The organism is Thermoanaerobacter ethanolicus JW 200 (assembly GCF_003722315.1).
Taxonomy (GTDB): Bacteria; Bacillota; Thermoanaerobacteria; order Thermoanaerobacterales; family Thermoanaerobacteraceae; genus Thermoanaerobacter; species Thermoanaerobacter ethanolicus.
In genome coordinates this window covers 1,384,522-1,401,100 of sequence record NZ_CP033580.1, presented here as the reverse complement: position 1 = coordinate 1,401,100, position 16,579 = coordinate 1,384,522, and the positions used below count along the sequence as shown (strand labels likewise).

The window sequence follows — 16,579 nt, the reverse complement described above, 5'->3', positions numbered from 1 at the left end:
ACTACCCTTTACCACCATTATACCATATTCAAAATGAATCCTTTCACTGTCCTTAATAAAAAACACTAAATCTTGTGTTAAAATGTCCCATTGGCATATGTTTTTTATTCACTTTCTAACTTTTCGAATCCTTTGGTAAATAAATCATTCCCGTATTTTCTTCTTCTCTTCTCTGCTACTGAGTAACAATAATCATCTCTTGGAGAAACCGCTACTATATTCATGAGTTTTTTATCTCTAACGAGTGTATACACTACTCTTATTCCTATATCCTTGTACTTGATCTTAAAAAAGCCTGTCAAATTGTTTCCTTGTTTATTACCCAAAGGTTTTCCATAACCACCTTCACTTTGAGGGAGAGGATTAGACCTTACTTTTTCAATGCCCGCGTATACAATAGTTCTAATACTTTTATCCAGCTTATCCAAATCTTTTTTTGCTTCTGGTATAAATGCCACTTCCCACATATTATTCAATCTCCACAATATCGATGTACTTTTTTAATTCTTTTAATTCTTCTTTTGTCAATCCATCTTCTTTAAGAATCTCCTCAAAAGGTATAGTTTCTCCTTCTTTTAAATTTTTTGTCCTTTCGATTGCAAGCTGTAAAAGTTCAAGGTCTTCCTGTGCTTCTATAAGTTCATCATATTCTTCGATAGGTATAATTACTGCTTGAGGTTTGTTATTTTTAACAACTATATAATGTTCCTTTTTTTTAGCAACCTTCTCTATAATTTTTGATGCTTTCCCTCTCCCTAAATCACTCACGGAAATCATATACGAAGCCAAATCTTTAAGATTTAAAAACTTTCTTTTGCTCATAACTGCATCACCCACTTTTATCAATGTACATCCTTCCTTCCTATTTTATTCTTTGCTCAATTAAATTATACCAGTAGTATAACAAATTTTCAATTAAAAATTAATGAAAATTTTAATGAATTACTAACTTCATTTATCATCTGAAAAATTATGGCCCTGTATAGGGTAATTACCCTCTACAGGACCTTTATATCAAAACTTTGTAAGACATGGGGACTAAGACATGGGGACGGTTCCTCTGTCTGTGCGTGTCAAAAGTTAGTCGATAGCTTACAATGGCATTTTGCACAGACCCTCTGTGTAAATTTTTATATGCACTAATTATATATCTTTTCATATGCTAAAATTAGATATGCAAGAGGAGGAATAATATGGATAAGCTTGTAGCAAAAAAATATAATTTAGTTTTAAGAGGAATATCTCAAAGGACTCTTGAAGAACACTACAAGTTATACAATGGATATGTAGAAAAGACAAACGAAATACGTGAAAAATTAAAAACAGTCGATCGTTCAAAAGCAAATGCCAGTTATAGTGAATACAGAGAACTTAAATTAGAAGAGACTTACAATTTAGATGGAGTAAAACTTCACGAGTTATATTTTGAAAACTTAGGAGGACCAGGTGGCATCCCAGATGGCATAATAGCTTCAATGATTACACTTGACTTTGGCTCTTTTGAAAACTGGAGACAGGACTTCATAGCCTGTGGAATGGCTTCCCGCGGTTGGACTGTCCTTTGTTTTGACCCTATAGATTTAAAACTTCACAATTACCTTCAAGACCTTCACAATCAAGGAATAGTATTAAGGACAATTCCTCTTTTAGTTCTTGACACTTATGAACATGCCTATTTTATAGACTACGGAACTGATAAAAGAAGCTATATAGAGGCCTTTATGAACAATATAAAATGGGAGGAAGTAAATAAAAGGGTGACCTCTTGGATAGAAATGCATTCTTTTTAAATAAAACTTATATAGAGGGAGGTTTATGTCTGAGACAAAAACCTCCCTCTATTCATTTCGGAAATTATTAACTCATTCAAAAGTGTTAATATCCCTTTTTTTAATTTTTTTCGCCTTTAAAAGAGAAATAACGGCTATCAGACATAAAAAACTTAGCGACATTATCAGATATGTATAATATATGCCTGTTCTATCCATCAAATATCCCAGTAGAGGAGCAGCAACAGCCACAAATAAATCCATCAATAAATTGTAAAAAGATAATATTGAGGCACGCATTTCTGAAATTATACACTCATTCAAACGTCTGAAAATATAGGGAGAAGCTGTACCTCTAATTGCATGGAAAATAAAAAGTAATGGTAAAGCGAAATATAAAGATTTAATTTGACTCATCAATATTAAAAACAAGAATAATACTACATATATATAAACCTGTCCTTTATCTTTAAATAAATCAGTTATACGCTTGCTTTTTCTACTGCCATCAATTTGTTGAAACTTATCTGCAATATTATTTTCCTTTAAAAAGTCATACAAATAAGCGTTGTCCGTCCCCGATATAAAAGTAGCTCCAATCGAAAATATTACCGACCCGGCAATAAAAAATAGATAACTCTGTCCAATTATAAAAAATACGACGCCAATTGCTTGTAAAAATGCTCCAAAAAATAAACCATATTTTCTGCCAAACTTATCTGCTACAGCACCACCTGGAACTTCAAAAAAAGTTGTCGTTAAAAAAGAAAAAGTCCCAAGCAACATAATCTGGGTTACATTCAAACCGTGGGCAAATAAATACAGTGTAAAAATAGCATCCATGAATAACGCCTTCGTAAAAATATTATACAGCGTGAACTTCATTATATTTTTTTCTATTTTCATATAATGCCTCCTTGTGTAAACGAATACACAAAAAGAGAATATAAAATCTTCAAACCACCAGGCTAGTATATCATATTTCGAGCGAGGAGTCAATTTTTTCATTACTCCTTGGTCAATTATACACCGACGGTGATACTATTTCCTCTGCCGGAATTGTAAAAAGCTCACTTTTATCTATTTCAGGGTGCCTTTCAATAAAACTTTCTATAAGGCGCATTCCAATATAATATCCTGTGCGTGGAGGAATACTCTCATCATATCCACTAAAATATCTAAAATACTCTTCTTTACCTGGAGGTTTATCCCAAATATTTCTTAACCTACTCAAAAGTTCTTTTTCATTATTCACACACCAGTGGTAAACATCCTCTGTATATCCTAATACTTTATGCAAAGGCTCTTCAGGAAAAACCCATCTTGTAGTCATAACTGCCAAGCCTTCATCAATTAAAAATTCAAAAAGCGGAAGTTCCTCCACTGCTTTATCTAATTTCAGACCATTTTGGTAAAGCCATTTTGCCAAAGGATGTGAAGGATTTTTATAGTGAAGTGCATGGCCTATTTCATGAGAAAGCCATAAAGGTATATCTTCATAAGGCATAGGTATACCAAAAAAATCGTCCCATGAGCCTCTACTGCTAAACCTACAGCAGGTCGACCTTCAAGAAAATATTGAAAAGCATTGCTACTGTAAAGTCCTATAAGCACATACACATCTATATCTTCAGCTTCTGGAAAAACTTCTTTAATTTTATCTATCCCCTTAGATACATTAAAGCGTATTTTTTCTTCATTAAACTTAGAAAACAAATCTTCCCTATTTTTACTTTCTTCAAACCAATGCTTTTTATACTCTTCAATGCATCTTTCCCATGGCACCTCTTTTGTGAAAAAGAAATTATTGCAATATTCCTTTATAACTAATCGATTCTTTTCAAGATAATTATTTAAAAATGCCTCCCAATTTAACTCTTTAAGTGCATTTATACCATCAAGATAAATATAATGTATCATTTTTTGTAACCCCCCTCTTATATGCAATTTCCTATAAAAAATTCATTCTTCAATTTTTTCTATAAAATCAGTCACAATATCAATATATTTGTCAACTAACTCTATAAGATTTTTATAATTGTCAAAAATTATCTTGTGGTTTACATCTTCATATTGGTGAACAATTCTATTTCTCATGCCAGTAAAAGAAGCTAGCTCTCCTGCAACTTCTTTAGGCAAAATCTGATTATCACCAAGCATTATGAAGGATTCATAATAACTTTTAGGAGGTTTAAAGCCTTTATATTCTGCAATTAAGGAGTTTATATCCATACAAGTTTCTATTATGAGCTGTATAAGCCTTTCTCCAGTGTAATAGATAAAATAATTGCTTATATATTCCTCATAAGTATATTCCGTTATTGGTAAAAGTGTTTCACATAATTAGAAAGACTTATTAATTTGCGGCGGATGACATCTTTGTAATTCATTTTTTATCCCCTTTTTTAAATAATTTTCTTCTAACTTTTTTAATTTCCTCATATCATCATAGCTTTTTACAGAATATAAATAAAAATCCAAATAAGCTCCAGAATAAGCCTCATATAAAACCTTGCAATTGTTTATGATTTCAAAGCGCAAAAGAGGATCTGCATAATTTAAAATAACAACATCAATGTCATCTCTTTTAAAAATTTCTATAAGCTCTTTTAATATTGAATTATACAAATTCATATCTATCTTTTTAGTAAATTTTATTCCAATATCTAAGTCACTCAATTCATTTGCCTTTCCTCTTGCATAAGAACCAAATATCAAGATTAAAGATACATCGTATTCTTTCACAAACTCACTTAATTTTTCTTTGTCATAAAAGACACCATCTATTTCATAAAACATAAACTTTACCCTCACATAACAAACTCATCTTTACTTGTAATTTAAACTCCATTTATCAATAAACAAAAGCCTTAATATCTCAAGTCCCGTACCTTCTAAATTGCTCTTTGCCCCGCTTCCAAAAAGTATACTCAAAGGGTTTGGAGTTGTGTAATATTTTAACACAGGTTTGCCCTGTATGCCAGCCTCTTTGGCTGCAATGTCAACCGCATCGTAAAAATCCCCTAATTTATCTACAAGACCAACTTTAAGTGCCTGCCTTCCTGTGAATATCCTGCCATCTGCTAATTCTTTTACTTTGTCTATAGGCATCTTTCTCCCTTCAGATACAATCTCTACAAACTGCTCATAAGTATCATCTATGACTCCTTGTAATATTTTCTTTTCTTCCGGAGTTAAATCTCTGGTAGGAGAACCCATATCTTTATAAGGACCGCTCTTTATTGTTATCTCTTTTAATCCCAACTTATCGTAAAGCCCTTCATAATTTGTATACTGCATTATAACTCCAATACTTCCTGTTATTGTGGCAGGATTTGCCACTATTATGTCTCCGCCACAAGCTGCCATATATCCTCCTGACGCAGCCGCATCCCCCATTGAAATTATCACTTTTTTCCCTGTTTCTTTTAACCTTTTAAGCTCTGTGTATATTTCTACAGATTTTGCTGCAGAACCTCCTGGACTATTTATCTTGACAACAACTGCCTTTACAGTACTATCCTCTTGAGCTTTTCTTATCTGCTCGACTGGATCCCCTGTGACTTGTGGAATCCCCAATATGTTTGTCTCCCCTATAACTCCTTCAATTGTTATAACACCTATTGTGTTTGAAACCGATGGCACACTTTTATTCTCTTGGGGCATTGTAAGAAAAATGGAAGCAATAACAGTACTAATTATCAAGACTATAAAAATTAATCCTATTAACGCTTTTTTACTCATTTTTTTCTTCCTCCTTCATTCTCCTTTGTACAGCTTTTTTACAACACTTTTTGCCAATAAATAAACACCTAAGTTTAATAAAATGAGCAAAATCCCTATTATTAAAGTTATTATTATTTCAGAAACATATAATTTCTTTAGTAACAACACAATTCCAACAATGCACCCTATCAAAATAGTAGTCAGTATAAGACTCAAAAGCACATTTAAATTCCCCTTCATAGCCTTTTGAGGATTCTCCCATTCAAAGGAAGGCTTCATGGCGTCTATCAAAAGGCTTAGTATATTTACTGCGGAAATGCCTATAAGCATTAAAACAATCAGTATTACCATACTTAAAAGGTGTATTTTAAAAAGATACCAGCCCAATACATATGTAGGAAGTATAATCACTATTGTAATAATTATACCAAAAATCCATTTTGCTTTTAACTGTATTGCAGGGTCTGCAGGCATCAATTTTGATATGTAAAACATTTTTCCTTCCCTAGAGAAGGAAGTAGAGGAAAGGCTGTTACTTCCTGCTACAAAAAGAGAAAAGAAAAGCCCTATCATCGAAACCCAAAACCAGCCGTCAGGAGCTGAGGTGTATTTTATAGCCATTTCAAGCCCAATTTGTGGATTCCCCACAAAAGAAACAAGAAACACAAAGGGAATTATTATAGCCACAGGCAACACATTCATAGCATATACAGGAACTCTTATAAAAAGCTTCCATTCCCTTAACAGTAATGCCTTCAATAGGCTGGATCTCACTATTTCTTTTTTCAATGAAACTTCTTTTCTTTTTGCTTCAACCTCTTGCCCTGAAATTACAGCTTTTAAGTACATTTTTTGAGCAGAAACAGCCAAAACGGCTGTAAATATTATTGATACAGCGATAAACATCAAAAGATTTAAAACCCCTGACAAAGTATTATAATCCGTCATAGAAACTGCTCCCCATAAAGCAGGAGGGAAACTTCTAGATATCATCTTTGCAAGGTTAGCATTTTGCAAAATAAAATTTTCTATTGCCTGTTGTTCTCCATTTTGAGGAATCCGATTGATAAAAAATTGTATTGTAAAGAAGAAAATTAGCGCTAATATACTCACTATAACTGTATACAAGTCCTTTTTCCTTTTCAAATTTACAAATCTCATAATTAAAACAGAAGCAATTGCCGCAATAGAAAGAGGTATAATAGGTGTAAATATAAATACAATAAATGAAACGAGATAGTATAAAATTCCTGCCTGCGTGCCAATGCCATATATAAAGATTGCTGGTAGCATTAAAAATGCCAATGTAACATATTCATTCAATAAAATTATGCTATATTTTGACAAAACTATTTTATAAGGCTGTATAGGAAGAGGAAGCAAAATATTTATATCATCAGAAAAATAAAACACAGAAATAGTCCAAAAAAAGCCGAATACCAATGTCAAGAGCTGAGCTAAAAGAAGGACTGTCACAGACATAAGCTGAGGCTGGTTAATTAACATGCTTGCTGCATACATGCTGTTTAAATACATTATGTACATAAAAAGCAATGTTCCACCGCCAACAGCTATTCCAAATGTAGCAAGCACTATTTCCCATAAATCTTTCTTTCTTACAAAATATTTGTATTTCATTGCGGAAATGCCATAATAAACTTTCATTTGTGTTCTTAAAAACGATAAAAACTCCCTCATTTTTCTGTCAACTCCAAGAATATTTTTTCTAAAGATTCCCATTCATGTTGGCTCTTTATCTCTTCCATAGTACCATAAGCTATTATTTTGCCTTTGTTTATTATTGCTATTTTATCACAGAGCTTCTCAGCAACTTCCAATATATGAGTTGAGAAAAATACAGTAAAACCTGCTTTTGTATGCTTTGACATCAACTCTTTGAGTAAAAATGCTGATTTCGGGTCTAATCCTACCATTGGTTCATCCAAAATCCAAACAGAAGGATTGTGAATAAGTGCGGCTGTAAGGAGAATTTTTTGCTTCATTCCGTGGGAATAGGTCTGTATTAGGTCTCCAATAGCATTCTTTAGCTCAAAAGCTTCAACAAAATATTCAATCCTTTCTTTCCTTTCTTTTTCAGATACCCCGTATACGTCTGCAATAAAATTGAGATATTCTATGCCTGTCAGTTTGTCATAAATATCAGGGCTATCTGGAACATATCCTATGCGCTTTTTGACCTCTATAGGATTTTTGTCAATATCAATTCCGTCTACTTTAATTTCTCCTGTATCATGGGACAAAAGGCCTACTATCATTTTTATCGTGGTAGTTTTGCCAGCCCCATTAGGACCTAAAAATCCAAATATTTCACCAGGATTTACAACAAGGTCAATGTTGTCAACAGCTTTTATTTTAACTTTGTTATAAGATTTTGAAACACCTTTTAATTCTATCAAGTTTTACACCTCCATTTTCTCACTTTTCTATTATAACATAAAATTGTTTAAAATTTGCCAATAAAATTAATAAAAAGATAGTGTTAAAAAACTTTTAACCTTCATATTATTATTTTGAATTACATTGGCAGGGAGGAGAGCAATTGGACACCAAAAAATATTACAAACCAATTCTCCTTTTACTAGCACTCATTTTTTTAACTTACTTTTCTATTTCCTTTTTCAATAAAACCATAGAGACAGTTGCAAACAACAAAGAAGAGATAAAAACTGTACTGGATGAATTTTTTAAAAAAAGAGGAAGTGTGCTTTTAAGCGGTGACTTAAAAGAGATAGAAGGCTTTTATGACAAATCTTCCACTTATGGCAAATGGGCATTGGACCATGAAAGGAGGCGAGTTGAATACGTTAAAGGATGGTCAGAAAAAAGAAATCTTAAATTTACAGAAGCAGAATCTTTTTACAGGATAAAAAGTGTAAAAGCTGGCGAAAATTCCGTATGGGTTTACCTTGTGGAAACTATGAAAATGGGATACGCTTACAACATAAAAAGTGATGTAATAAATTACATGGGATTAGGTATACGACATTCTGTACAGCTTGTAAAAGTTGATGGAAAATGGCTTATAAGAAGAGATTGGTACTATGACCCTCTTGACGAAGATTCCGCCTATATAGATGCTGCTCCTGCTGAAGGCATAATGCCTGAAATTGCACCTACTACTTCAAAGCCAGAAACTGAAGAAGAAGCAAAGCCTAAAAAGAAGGGTAAATACGACAGAGAAGGAGCAGTAGCTTATGCTGACAAATACGCAGGAGCTGCTTGGGGAAGCGGCAATAACTACGAGTACAATCCAAAATATAGGGATTATAACGGGGTAGGAGGAGACTGCACCAATTTCGTCTCTCAAGTATTACATGAAGGAGGAGGCCTTCCAATGGACTATGTATGGAACTTCAACGGCAAAGACTCTTCCACCGCTTGGGCACAAGCACCCGCTCTTTTTAACTATCTCATTTATACAGGAAAAGGTAAATTAATTGCAAAAGGATACTATTTAGATATGGTAAAGCCTACTGAACAGCACCCAAAAGGTGCCATAAGAGAAATTGAAAAAGGAGACCTTATATGCTATGAAGAAAAGGGAGAAATAGTACACTTTGGCGTAGTTACAGGTTTTGATTCTATAGGGATACCCGTTGTAAATACTCATACTTCCGATAGATACCATGTCCCTTTTGACTTAGGATGGGATAAGAGAGTGATTTATAGATTTATACATATAAATGATTAAAGATAGAGAAAAATTCTATCTTTAATTTTTTTCATCTGCCTCTTGAAGTTTTATAACATCCTCATCCATAAGATTTTTGTCATGGTGCTGCCTTACAATGCCTACTATTCTCTCATTTAACCCAATTTCCTTACAAATTTCTGCACCATATTCTGCATGATTATAATAGACTTTAAAAAAATATATATGTTTTTCAAGAAACTTAGCCAAAAAAGGAATTTTCTTTAAAATCACCGTCATGGCTTTTCTTTCAGGAGTAATTTTCGCTTTTATCTTTCCAATATCATGAAAAAGAGCCGCTTTTAAAAGGTCTTGGTCTTCTATTCCGTATTTATTAATAAGATAATAGCACACATCTAATGAATGCCTTTTTTCATAAACAGGCAATTTATTAAAATATTCTAATTCCTTTTCATTTAGGAATCCAAGTAAAAATTGATAATCTTTTTCATAAATTTTAGCTCTTTTAGCTTTAAAATATTGTTTTATCCTATTCACAAAATCACCTTTATTCTAATATTATACCTTCTTTTTCAAGGACCTTCAATACTTTACCTGATTTTATAATATTAAAGCAGGCATTTATGTCAATATAAAGCTCCCTATCTTCTTCCAACGGCTTAACGTATTCTCTTACTAAATCATATATTATTTGAGAGCCCTTCCCTTTTTTAAAACCTTTCCTAAACTCCATTGCCTGCAAAGCTGCCATAAGTTCTATTGCTATAACCCTTGTAGCGTTTTCTATTATTTCCCTTGCCTTTCTCGCAGCAATAGTGCCCATACTCACATGGTCTTCTTGATTTGCAGAAGATGGTATAGAATCAACAGAAGCTGGATGCGCCAAAACCTTATTTTCTGACACTAAAGAAGCTGCTGTGTATTGAGCTATCATCATACCAGAATTTAGTCCCCCTTTTTCAGTCAAAAAAGGAGGAAGGTCGTTTAACTGATAATTTACAAGCCTTTCAATCCTTCTTTCAGAAATATTAGCAATTTCAGAAACTGCAATACCTAAAAAATCCATTGCTAATGCAATAGGCTCTCCGTGAAAATTGCCCCCAGATATCACCTCGCCATCTTCAGGGAAAATTAAAGGATTATCTGTTGCAGAATTTATCTCTCTTGTAAGAACTTCTTCCGCATATTCAATAGCATCTCTTATAGCTCCATGGACTTGTGGAATACACCTTAGGGTATAAGCATCCTGAACCCGTATTTCTCCCTGTCTCGTTATTAGAGTACTTCCTTCACACATTTTTCTTATATTTTTAGCAGTGATCATCTGACCTCTATGAGGCCTCACCATTTGGACTCTATCATCAAAAGCATCAATTATTCCTCTTAAAGCTTCTAAAGTAATAGAAGATACAGCATCAGCAGATTTTATAAGTCTTTTAGCATCATATACATTTAAGCATCCTATTGCTGACATAACTTGAGTGCCATTTATCAAAGCCAAACCTTCTTTTGAACTCAAAACAACTGGACTAATCCCTGCCTCTTTCATTGCTTTTTCTCCAGTCATTCTCTCACCTTTGTATAAAGCTTCACCTTTCCCTATCATCACAAGAACCATGTGAGCTAAAGGTGCAAGGTCTCCGCTTGCTCCTAAAGATCCTTTTTCAGGTATAACAGGAGTTACTCCTTTATTTAACATTTCAATCAACGTGTTTAAAGTTTCAAGCCTTACACCTGAAAAACCTTTCGCAAGGGCATTTGCCCTCAAAAGCATAATTGCTCTTACTACTTCTTCCGGTAATGGTTCTCCTACTCCACAAGAATGGCTCATAATCAAATTCTTTTGCAAAATTTCTGTGTCTTCTTTAGATATTACGACATCGCTAAATTTCCCAAAACCCGTCGTGATTCCATAAACTACTTTTTCATCATTTACATATTTTTCTACTATTTTTCTAGAATGAAGTACTCTCTCTTCAGCAATATTGCTAAGTTCTACTCTATACCCATCTCTTGCTACGTGCACTACATCTTCTATTGTAAGATTATTGCCATCTATTATGACCTTTCCCATAATCCCCCTCCTTTTTACGTTAATTCTTTATCGCAATAAAACAAAAAACGCGAGAGCTTTTCCTCTCGCGTTTTATTATTAAATTGTAAAATTTTCCCTCTCATTTCTATCCCACACTTAAATCCTTAAATTAGTCTTATAAGTATATTATATTCTACAAAGTTTAAAAAAATCCTTTTGACATTTCAAGATTTAAGTCTGATCAAGGCTTGATAAAACTTCATCAAAAACTCCTATTCTGCAAATTTTTCTATTCACATCCCAATGTTGACATATTTCGCAGCTTCTTTCTTGTAAAGACACAGACATACTCAAATTATTTCCATAGCGAGATGGATCTAACTCAAAATCCTCACAGCTTCTTCCTACAGCTTTCAATTGTTCAGTACTTACCACAAAATTCACCACCTGTAATTATAATCTTTTTATACTTTCTTCTACATCAAAAGGACTCATTCCCGTTGCATCTATCACCGGAACTTTTGTCGAAATATCATCTATGCCTAGCATATTTCTACTTTGCCCTGTTATAACTATGGCATCATAGGCATTTAAATTGTTTTTTTCTGAAAGAGTTTCTTTTAATTCTACAACTTCATATCCTTTTTGCTTTAAATACTCTTTAATATTGGAAAGCTGACTTTCTACCGCTACTCTTTTCCCCACACCAACACCTCCTGTAGCTCTTATTAAATAGTAGTATTTTCAAATAGTAGTATTCTCTATACCAATTATTTTATACCTCTAATTGCTTCTCCGACTAAGACAACTATGAAAGACAAAAACCACATTACTAACATGGCAATAATAAGATAGCTTCCCCATATTTTTATAAATTTTATCTCATCTCGCCGTTCTGGTAACTCTTCTTTATAATAAATTTTTTTGACAAGTCTTAAATCATTGATCCAATAAGAAATATACAATACGCCCCCTAATAATCCTATACCAACTCCTATTAAAAAAAGATAATTGCTATAATATACGAAAGAAGTAAAAAAACCATTTACTATAATGTTAAGCACTATTGCTATTATTCCCAACACAATTCCTAAAATAATTCCTTTTTTCATACTCCACCTCAATTTCTCCACTTCTATAAATTACATTTTGATTATATCACAAAAGCAAATTAAAATAATTTATCATAATATTATAAAAATTTAAAATTTGATTTTTTAGCAGGATTTTGACACCTTTATATAGAATAAGTATAGTTGTCCATTTTTTTAGGGTGGGGGTATAAATGAAAAAGAAAAAAGAAAAATACCTCAATATTATGATTATTCCTGATTCAAATCAACAAATCAAAAGCTTTAAAATTTCTATTCCCCTTATAAAAACCGTAGTAATAGTGGCTTTTTCAATAATTATGGCTGCTACAATTTCTTTAGTCTATTTTGGCAAAACAACTGCTTACCTATACACTGTAATAGCAGAAAAAGATAAAAAAATCGCGCAACTAACCTCCCTTAAAGAAGAACAAGACAAAAAAATAGCTACTTTAGACAAAAATGCTCAATTGGTCAATGAAAAAATTAAAAGCTTAGATGAATTAGAAGAAAAGGTAAGGCGTATGGTGGGATTATCCACTTCCACTCCAAGCCGTGGCAATGTATCAAGAGATATTAGAGGTGAAAGCAACATATCTTATGACAATGAAACAACCGCTGAACTTATTTCGGAAATAGATCAAAAAACACAAAATTTACAAGACCTTATTTCAAAAGTAGCAGCTCGACTTGATTATCTGAATTCAATACCCAGTGTTTATCCAGTATATGGTGCAACAACCTCCTCTTTTGGAACGAGAAAGTCTCCTTTTGGATATGGAAGTGAATTTCACCCTGGAATTGACATATCGGTACCTGTAGGAACTCCAGTAAAAGCCGCTGGAAAAGGTGTAGTTACATATGCAGGATGGTTATCAGGATATGGTAATGTGGTAATCATAGACCATGGTTATGGGATTCAGTCAGTATATGGACATAATTCTCAGATTCTTGTCAAAGTAGGTCAAAGTGTAAAAAGAGGCGATATAATAGCAAAATCAGGAAATACCGGAAGAAGCACTGGACCTCATGTTCACTTTGAGATTAGAGTAAATGGCAATCCTGTAGATCCAATGAAATATCTTGCAAAGGGGAATTGATATGTTTCAAAAAAGAGAACAGATTGTAGAAGTTAATCCAGACAAAATTGATACCGTCATAGGAAAAAATTCAACTTTTGAAGGCACAATTAAATCAGAAGGCACTCTAAGGATAGACGGTAATTTTACAGGTCAAATAGAAACAAAAGGAAATGTTGTAATAGGTGAGTCAGCAAAAATAGAAGCGAATATAACAACAGATAATATAATCGTTTCAGGTGAAGTAAAGGGAAATATATTTGCCAAAGGCCAGCTACAACTTACTTCTACTGGAAAACTTTATGGAGATATAGAAGTTCAAAATTTGATAATTGAAGAGGGAGCTATTTTTGAAGGAAAGTCTAAAATGACAAAGTCTTCTCCTTCAGATTTTAACAAAAAAGATGAACAAACAAAATAAAAAGGCCATCTTACGGCCTTTTTTATATTATAGGAAGATATATGCCGTTTTCATTAGATTCTCCTTCTAAAACCTCTTTCAGTATATTTATCCCTTTTTCTATCTCCTCCAGCTCACAAGAGGCAAAACTTAATCTTATAAAATTGTTTTCTTTTTTTATTGCAAAAAACATATCCCCTGGAACTATAAGTAAATTTCTCTCTAAACATTTAGAATACAAATTTTTAGCAGAAATATTGTTTTTAAGCCTTAACCAGTAGTAAAAACCCCCTTTAGGATATTCAAACTCTACATAATTTTTTAATGTTTGAAGCCCTTTACCCATCTTTTCAAATCTTTTTTTCATCACTTGTTTTATTTCCCCAATATGGCTTTTCCAAATATTTTCTCTAAGATATAAATCAAAGGCTCTTTGCATTAAACCTGAAGTAGATAAATCTGTCACATATTTTGCTTTTAAAAAACTACTTACTAACCTTTCAGGAGCAATTATAAACCCTAACCTCAAGCCAGGCATGTATATCTTTGAGAAACTTCTTATATAAATGACTCTGTCATATTTATCATAGGCCTTAAGTGGCAATATCTTTTCTTCTGTAAAACTTAAATCACTGGCAAAATCATCTTCTAATACATAAGTCTCGTATTTTTCCGCTAGCTCTATCAGTTTCTTTTTTTTATCCTCACTATAGACAATGCCGGTCGGATTGTGAAAATTAGGTATAGTATATATGAACTTAGGCTTAAACTTCTTTAACTTATCCTCTAATTCCTCTAAATTTATGCCATCTTTTTGCAAATCTACTTCTAAAATCTCTGCTCCTCTCGATTCAAAAGAGGCTAAAGCCCACGAATAGGTGGGTCTTTCAACAATTATGCTATCTTCAAAATTTATTAGCGCTTTCGATACTACATCTATACCTTGTTGTCCCCCAGAAATTACCTGTATATTTTCAACATAAGTAAATATTTCATCTTTCTTTACAAATTCTTTTATAGATTCTCTTAATGGTTTATATCCTCTTGTGTCTTGATACTCAAATGCATATCCTCCATCTCTTCTCAATACTCTATTGATTAAATCTCCAAAATCCTCCACTGGAAAAAGCTCTGGATTAAGAGATGAAGAAGCAAAATTTATAATTCCTTTCCTTAAGGGAATTTCTCCTTGGTCTGTTAATTTAAAGGTTTCATCAAGGTCCTCCTCTTTTTTTATATCTTCACATACATAAGTACCACTTCCTACCTTAGTATATACATATCCATTTTGTTCTAAAAGCTTATAAGCGTTTATCACTGTAATATTGTTTACTCCCAACTCCTTTGCAAGGCTTCTTATAGTGGGGAGTTTATAACCGCCTGGCAGGCTGCCATTCTCTATAAATCTTTTTATTTGGCTGTACAACTGAATATACAAAGGTACATTTTTACTTTTATCAATTGTTATTTTATTCATATCCATCCCTCGCAAAATTGTATCGCTACAATTATTATATCATTATCATGACAAAAATTCTTTTTAATTTTAAAATGTATTATAATGGATATGGGAGAAGAAATATTATAAAGAAACCAAATGAGGTGAGATCATGTTTTTACTTTTAAAAGGTGGAGAAGTTTACTCTCCTCAGCCTTTAGGTAGAAAAGATATTTTAATCTGCAATGGAAAAATAATAAGAATTGCTGATGAAATAAAACCTATGAAGGAATTTGGAAATGTAGAAATTGTAGATTTGCAAGGCTTTATCATAGTTCCCGGATTCATTGACCAACACGTCCACATCGCAGGAGGCGGTGGAGAAGGAGGACCAGTCACAAGGACACCTGAAATAACTCTATCTGATATCACAAAAGGTGGAATAACTACAGTTGTAGGCCTCTTGGGAGCAGATGGAATAACCAGAAGCATGGCTTCTCTTCTTGCAAAAGCGAGGGCTTTAGAGCAAGAAGGCATAACTACCTACATATATACCGGTGCTTATGAACTTCCCACCCGCACTTTAACAGGAAGTGTAAGGTCTGATTTAGTTTTAATCGACAAAGTAATAGGTACTGGAGAAATTGCCATTTCAGATCACAGGTCTGCACAACCAACTACTGAAGATTTAACAAAACTTGCTGCAGAAGCAAGAGTTGGAGGACTTTTGGGTGGTAAACCTGGAATAGTTCACTTACACGTTGGAGATGGAATAAGAGGATTGTCCCCGTTATTTGAAATAGTGGAAAATACTGAAATACCTATTACGCAATTTGTTCCTACTCATATAAACAGAATAGGACATTTATTTGAACAAGGATTGAAATTTATAGAAATGGGTGGCGTAATTGACCTTACTTCTGATATAAAGCCGGACGCCCACACAAAAACTGCTTTAACCCCTAAAGAAGCAATTAAAAAAATTATAGAAAATAAATTGCCAATAGAAAAGGTAACTATGAGTTCTGACAGTAACGGTAGCATTCCAGTATTTGATGAAAATAAGCGATTGGTAAAGGTTATGGTGGGAAGTGCACAAACTCTATACCGCGATTTAAGAGAAGTTATAGTGGAAGGGATACTGCCAATAGAACAAGCAATTAAAATAATAACAGAAAATGTAGCAAAAGTGTTGAATTTATATCCAAACAAGGGGTGTATCAAGGAAAAATCAGACGGGGATATAGTAGTATTAGATAGCAATTTAAATATTCATTCTGTTATTGCAAAAGGAGTATTCATGATAAAAGATAAAAAAATAGTAAAAAAAAGCATGTTTGAAGAATAAAAGAGGCGGTCTCACGCCTC

At 33.1% G+C, this 16,579-nt stretch carries 21 protein-coding genes; 5 read left to right on the top strand and 16 right to left on the bottom strand.

Annotated elements, in window-relative coordinates:
• Positions 1 to 104: 104 nt before the first annotated feature.
• Both EB239_RS06885 and EB239_RS06880 read right to left on the bottom strand, forming a co-directional pair.
• Positions 105 to 467: a type II toxin-antitoxin system RelE family toxin gene (locus EB239_RS06885; protein WP_003870281.1), complete on the bottom strand. Its 363-nt coding sequence runs from the start codon at positions 465 to 467 to the stop codon at positions 105 to 107.
• A gap of 1 nt (position 468) precedes the next feature.
• A complete protein-coding gene (locus EB239_RS06880; protein WP_003870282.1) occupies positions 469 to 846 on the bottom strand; it encodes a type II toxin-antitoxin system Phd/YefM family antitoxin in 378 nt (125 codons plus the stop codon).
• Positions 847 to 1,193: 347 nt separating this feature from the next.
• Between EB239_RS06880 and EB239_RS06875 the strand changes: the two genes are divergently transcribed.
• Positions 1,194 to 1,790 (top strand): superoxide dismutase, encoded by a 597-nt coding sequence (locus EB239_RS06875; protein WP_003870283.1) that lies wholly within the window; start codon positions 1,194 to 1,196, stop codon positions 1,788 to 1,790.
• 72 nt (positions 1,791 to 1,862) lie between these two features.
• On the opposite strand, the gene EB239_RS06870 is transcribed toward EB239_RS06875, so the two are convergent.
• The 8 genes from EB239_RS06870 to EB239_RS06840 form a co-directional block, all read right to left on the bottom strand.
• Positions 1,863 to 2,675, bottom strand: coding sequence for an MFS transporter (locus EB239_RS06870; protein WP_003870284.1), 813 nt, complete (start codon positions 2,673 to 2,675; stop codon positions 1,863 to 1,865).
• 112 nt (positions 2,676 to 2,787) lie between these two features.
• Positions 2,788 to 3,276 (bottom strand): gliding motility protein GldB-related protein, encoded by a 489-nt coding sequence (locus EB239_RS14970; protein ID WP_003870285.1) that lies wholly within the window; start codon positions 3,274 to 3,276, stop codon positions 2,788 to 2,790.
• The gene (locus EB239_RS14965) at positions 3,234 to 3,689 is read right to left on the bottom strand and encodes a hypothetical protein (protein ID WP_003870286.1); all 456 of its coding nucleotides are present in this window, start codon (positions 3,687 to 3,689) and stop codon (positions 3,234 to 3,236) included. The genes EB239_RS14970 and EB239_RS14965 overlap by 43 nt, the downstream gene beginning before the upstream one ends.
• Before the next feature lie 42 nt (positions 3,690 to 3,731).
• Positions 3,732 to 4,049, bottom strand: a complete 318-nt coding sequence (gene hepT, locus EB239_RS06860) for a type VII toxin-antitoxin system HepT family RNase toxin (protein WP_318261463.1) — start codon at positions 4,047 to 4,049, stop codon at positions 3,732 to 3,734.
• Between the two features lie 63 nt (positions 4,050 to 4,112).
• Positions 4,113 to 4,568: a type VII toxin-antitoxin system MntA family adenylyltransferase antitoxin gene (gene mntA, locus EB239_RS06855; RefSeq protein WP_003870288.1), complete on the bottom strand. Its 456-nt coding sequence runs from the start codon at positions 4,566 to 4,568 to the stop codon at positions 4,113 to 4,115.
• 30 nt (positions 4,569 to 4,598) lie between these two features.
• On the bottom strand, positions 4,599 to 5,513 hold the full coding sequence (sppA, locus tag EB239_RS06850) for a signal peptide peptidase SppA (protein WP_003870289.1): 915 nt from the start codon (positions 5,511 to 5,513) through the stop codon (positions 4,599 to 4,601).
• Positions 5,514 to 5,528: 15 nt separating this feature from the next.
• Positions 5,529 to 7,193: a putative ABC transporter permease subunit gene (locus EB239_RS06845; protein ID WP_451919114.1), complete on the bottom strand. Its 1,665-nt coding sequence runs from the start codon at positions 7,191 to 7,193 to the stop codon at positions 5,529 to 5,531.
• Positions 7,190 to 7,912 carry an ABC transporter ATP-binding protein gene (locus EB239_RS06840; protein ID WP_003870291.1) on the bottom strand — a complete coding sequence of 241 codons (723 nt, stop codon included), beginning with the start codon at positions 7,910 to 7,912 and terminating at the stop codon, positions 7,190 to 7,192. The genes EB239_RS06845 and EB239_RS06840 overlap by 4 nt, the downstream gene beginning before the upstream one ends.
• Before the next feature lie 143 nt (positions 7,913 to 8,055).
• Between EB239_RS06840 and EB239_RS06835 the strand changes: the two genes are divergently transcribed.
• The gene (locus EB239_RS06835) at positions 8,056 to 9,207 is read left to right on the top strand and encodes an amidase domain-containing protein (RefSeq protein WP_003870292.1); all 1,152 of its coding nucleotides are present in this window, start codon (positions 8,056 to 8,058) and stop codon (positions 9,205 to 9,207) included.
• A 21-nt stretch (positions 9,208 to 9,228) separates the two neighbouring features.
• Here EB239_RS06835 and EB239_RS06830 read toward each other — a convergent pair whose 3' ends face one another.
• The 5 genes from EB239_RS06830 to EB239_RS06810 all read right to left on the bottom strand — a co-directional run bounded on the left by EB239_RS06830 (position 9,229) and on the right by EB239_RS06810 (position 12,315).
• Complete coding sequence (locus tag EB239_RS06830) at positions 9,229 to 9,705, bottom strand: HDIG domain-containing metalloprotein (RefSeq protein ID WP_003870293.1); 477 nt, start codon at positions 9,703 to 9,705, stop codon at positions 9,229 to 9,231.
• Between the two features lie 10 nt (positions 9,706 to 9,715).
• Positions 9,716 to 11,242: a histidine ammonia-lyase gene (gene hutH / locus EB239_RS06825; RefSeq protein ID WP_003870294.1), complete on the bottom strand. Its 1,527-nt coding sequence runs from the start codon at positions 11,240 to 11,242 to the stop codon at positions 9,716 to 9,718.
• Between the two features lie 192 nt (positions 11,243 to 11,434).
• A complete protein-coding gene (locus EB239_RS06820) occupies positions 11,435 to 11,638 on the bottom strand; it encodes a hypothetical protein (protein ID WP_003870295.1) in 204 nt (67 codons plus the stop codon).
• Positions 11,639 to 11,656: 18 nt separating this feature from the next.
• Positions 11,657 to 11,908 carry a YkuS family protein gene (locus tag EB239_RS06815; protein ID WP_003870296.1) on the bottom strand — a complete coding sequence of 84 codons (252 nt, stop codon included), beginning with the start codon at positions 11,906 to 11,908 and terminating at the stop codon, positions 11,657 to 11,659.
• Between the two features lie 65 nt (positions 11,909 to 11,973).
• Positions 11,974 to 12,315 carry a hypothetical protein gene (locus EB239_RS06810; RefSeq protein WP_003870297.1) on the bottom strand — a complete coding sequence of 114 codons (342 nt, stop codon included), beginning with the start codon at positions 12,313 to 12,315 and terminating at the stop codon, positions 11,974 to 11,976.
• A 173-nt stretch (positions 12,316 to 12,488) separates the two neighbouring features.
• On the opposite strand from EB239_RS06810, the gene EB239_RS06805 reads away from it, so the two are divergent.
• Both EB239_RS06805 and EB239_RS06800 read left to right on the top strand, forming a co-directional pair.
• Complete coding sequence (locus EB239_RS06805; protein WP_003870298.1) at positions 12,489 to 13,394, top strand: M23 family metallopeptidase; 906 nt, start codon at positions 12,489 to 12,491, stop codon at positions 13,392 to 13,394.
• Position 13,395: 1 nt separating this feature from the next.
• Entirely contained in the window at positions 13,396 to 13,794 is a 399-nt protein-coding gene (locus EB239_RS06800) for a bactofilin family protein (RefSeq protein ID WP_003870299.1), read from the top strand.
• Between the two features lie 22 nt (positions 13,795 to 13,816).
• On the opposite strand, the gene pdxR is transcribed toward EB239_RS06800, so the two are convergent.
• Positions 13,817 to 15,250, bottom strand: a complete 1,434-nt coding sequence (gene pdxR, locus EB239_RS06795; RefSeq protein ID WP_003870300.1) for a MocR-like pyridoxine biosynthesis transcription factor PdxR — start codon at positions 15,248 to 15,250, stop codon at positions 13,817 to 13,819.
• Between the two features lie 133 nt (positions 15,251 to 15,383).
• On the opposite strand from pdxR, the gene iadA reads away from it, so the two are divergent.
• Entirely contained in the window at positions 15,384 to 16,559 is a 1,176-nt protein-coding gene (gene iadA, locus EB239_RS06790; protein WP_003870301.1) for a beta-aspartyl-peptidase, read from the top strand.
• Positions 16,560 to 16,579 lie beyond the last annotated feature (20 nt).

What these genes read in the sequence shown, in the direction of transcription:
- EB239_RS06885 (WP_003870281.1), bottom strand. Translation starts at nt 467, where the DNA reads ATGTGGGAAGTGGCATTTATACCAGAAGCAAAAAAAGATTTGGATAAG.
- EB239_RS06875 (WP_003870283.1), top strand. Translation starts at nt 1,194, where the DNA reads ATGGATAAGCTTGTAGCAAAAAAATATAATTTAGTTTTAAGAGGAATA.
- EB239_RS06870 (WP_003870284.1), bottom strand. Translation starts at nt 2,675, where the DNA reads ATGAAAATAGAAAAAAATATAATGAAGTTCACGCTGTATAATATTTTT.
- EB239_RS14970 (WP_003870285.1), bottom strand. Translation starts at nt 3,276, where the DNA reads ATGCCTTATGAAGATATACCTTTATGGCTTTCTCATGAAATAGGCCAT.
- EB239_RS14965 (WP_003870286.1), bottom strand. Translation starts at nt 3,689, where the DNA reads ATGATACATTATATTTATCTTGATGGTATAAATGCACTTAAAGAGTTA.
- mntA (WP_003870288.1), bottom strand. Translation starts at nt 4,568, where the DNA reads ATGTTTTATGAAATAGATGGTGTCTTTTATGACAAAGAAAAATTAAGT.
- sppA (WP_003870289.1), bottom strand. Translation starts at nt 5,513, where the DNA reads ATGAGTAAAAAAGCGTTAATAGGATTAATTTTTATAGTCTTGATAATT.
- EB239_RS06845 (WP_451919114.1), bottom strand. Translation starts at nt 7,193, where the DNA reads ATGAGGGAGTTTTTATCGTTTTTAAGAACACAAATGAAAGTTTATTAT.
- hutH (WP_003870294.1), bottom strand. Translation starts at nt 11,242, where the DNA reads ATGGGAAAGGTCATAATAGATGGCAATAATCTTACAATAGAAGATGTA.
- EB239_RS06810 (WP_003870297.1), bottom strand. Translation starts at nt 12,315, where the DNA reads ATGAAAAAAGGAATTATTTTAGGAATTGTGTTGGGAATAATAGCAATA.
- EB239_RS06805 (WP_003870298.1), top strand. Translation starts at nt 12,489, where the DNA reads ATGAAAAAGAAAAAAGAAAAATACCTCAATATTATGATTATTCCTGAT.
- EB239_RS06800 (WP_003870299.1), top strand. Translation starts at nt 13,396, where the DNA reads ATGTTTCAAAAAAGAGAACAGATTGTAGAAGTTAATCCAGACAAAATT.
- pdxR (WP_003870300.1), bottom strand. Translation starts at nt 15,250, where the DNA reads ATGAATAAAATAACAATTGATAAAAGTAAAAATGTACCTTTGTATATT.
- iadA (WP_003870301.1), top strand. Translation starts at nt 15,384, where the DNA reads ATGTTTTTACTTTTAAAAGGTGGAGAAGTTTACTCTCCTCAGCCTTTA.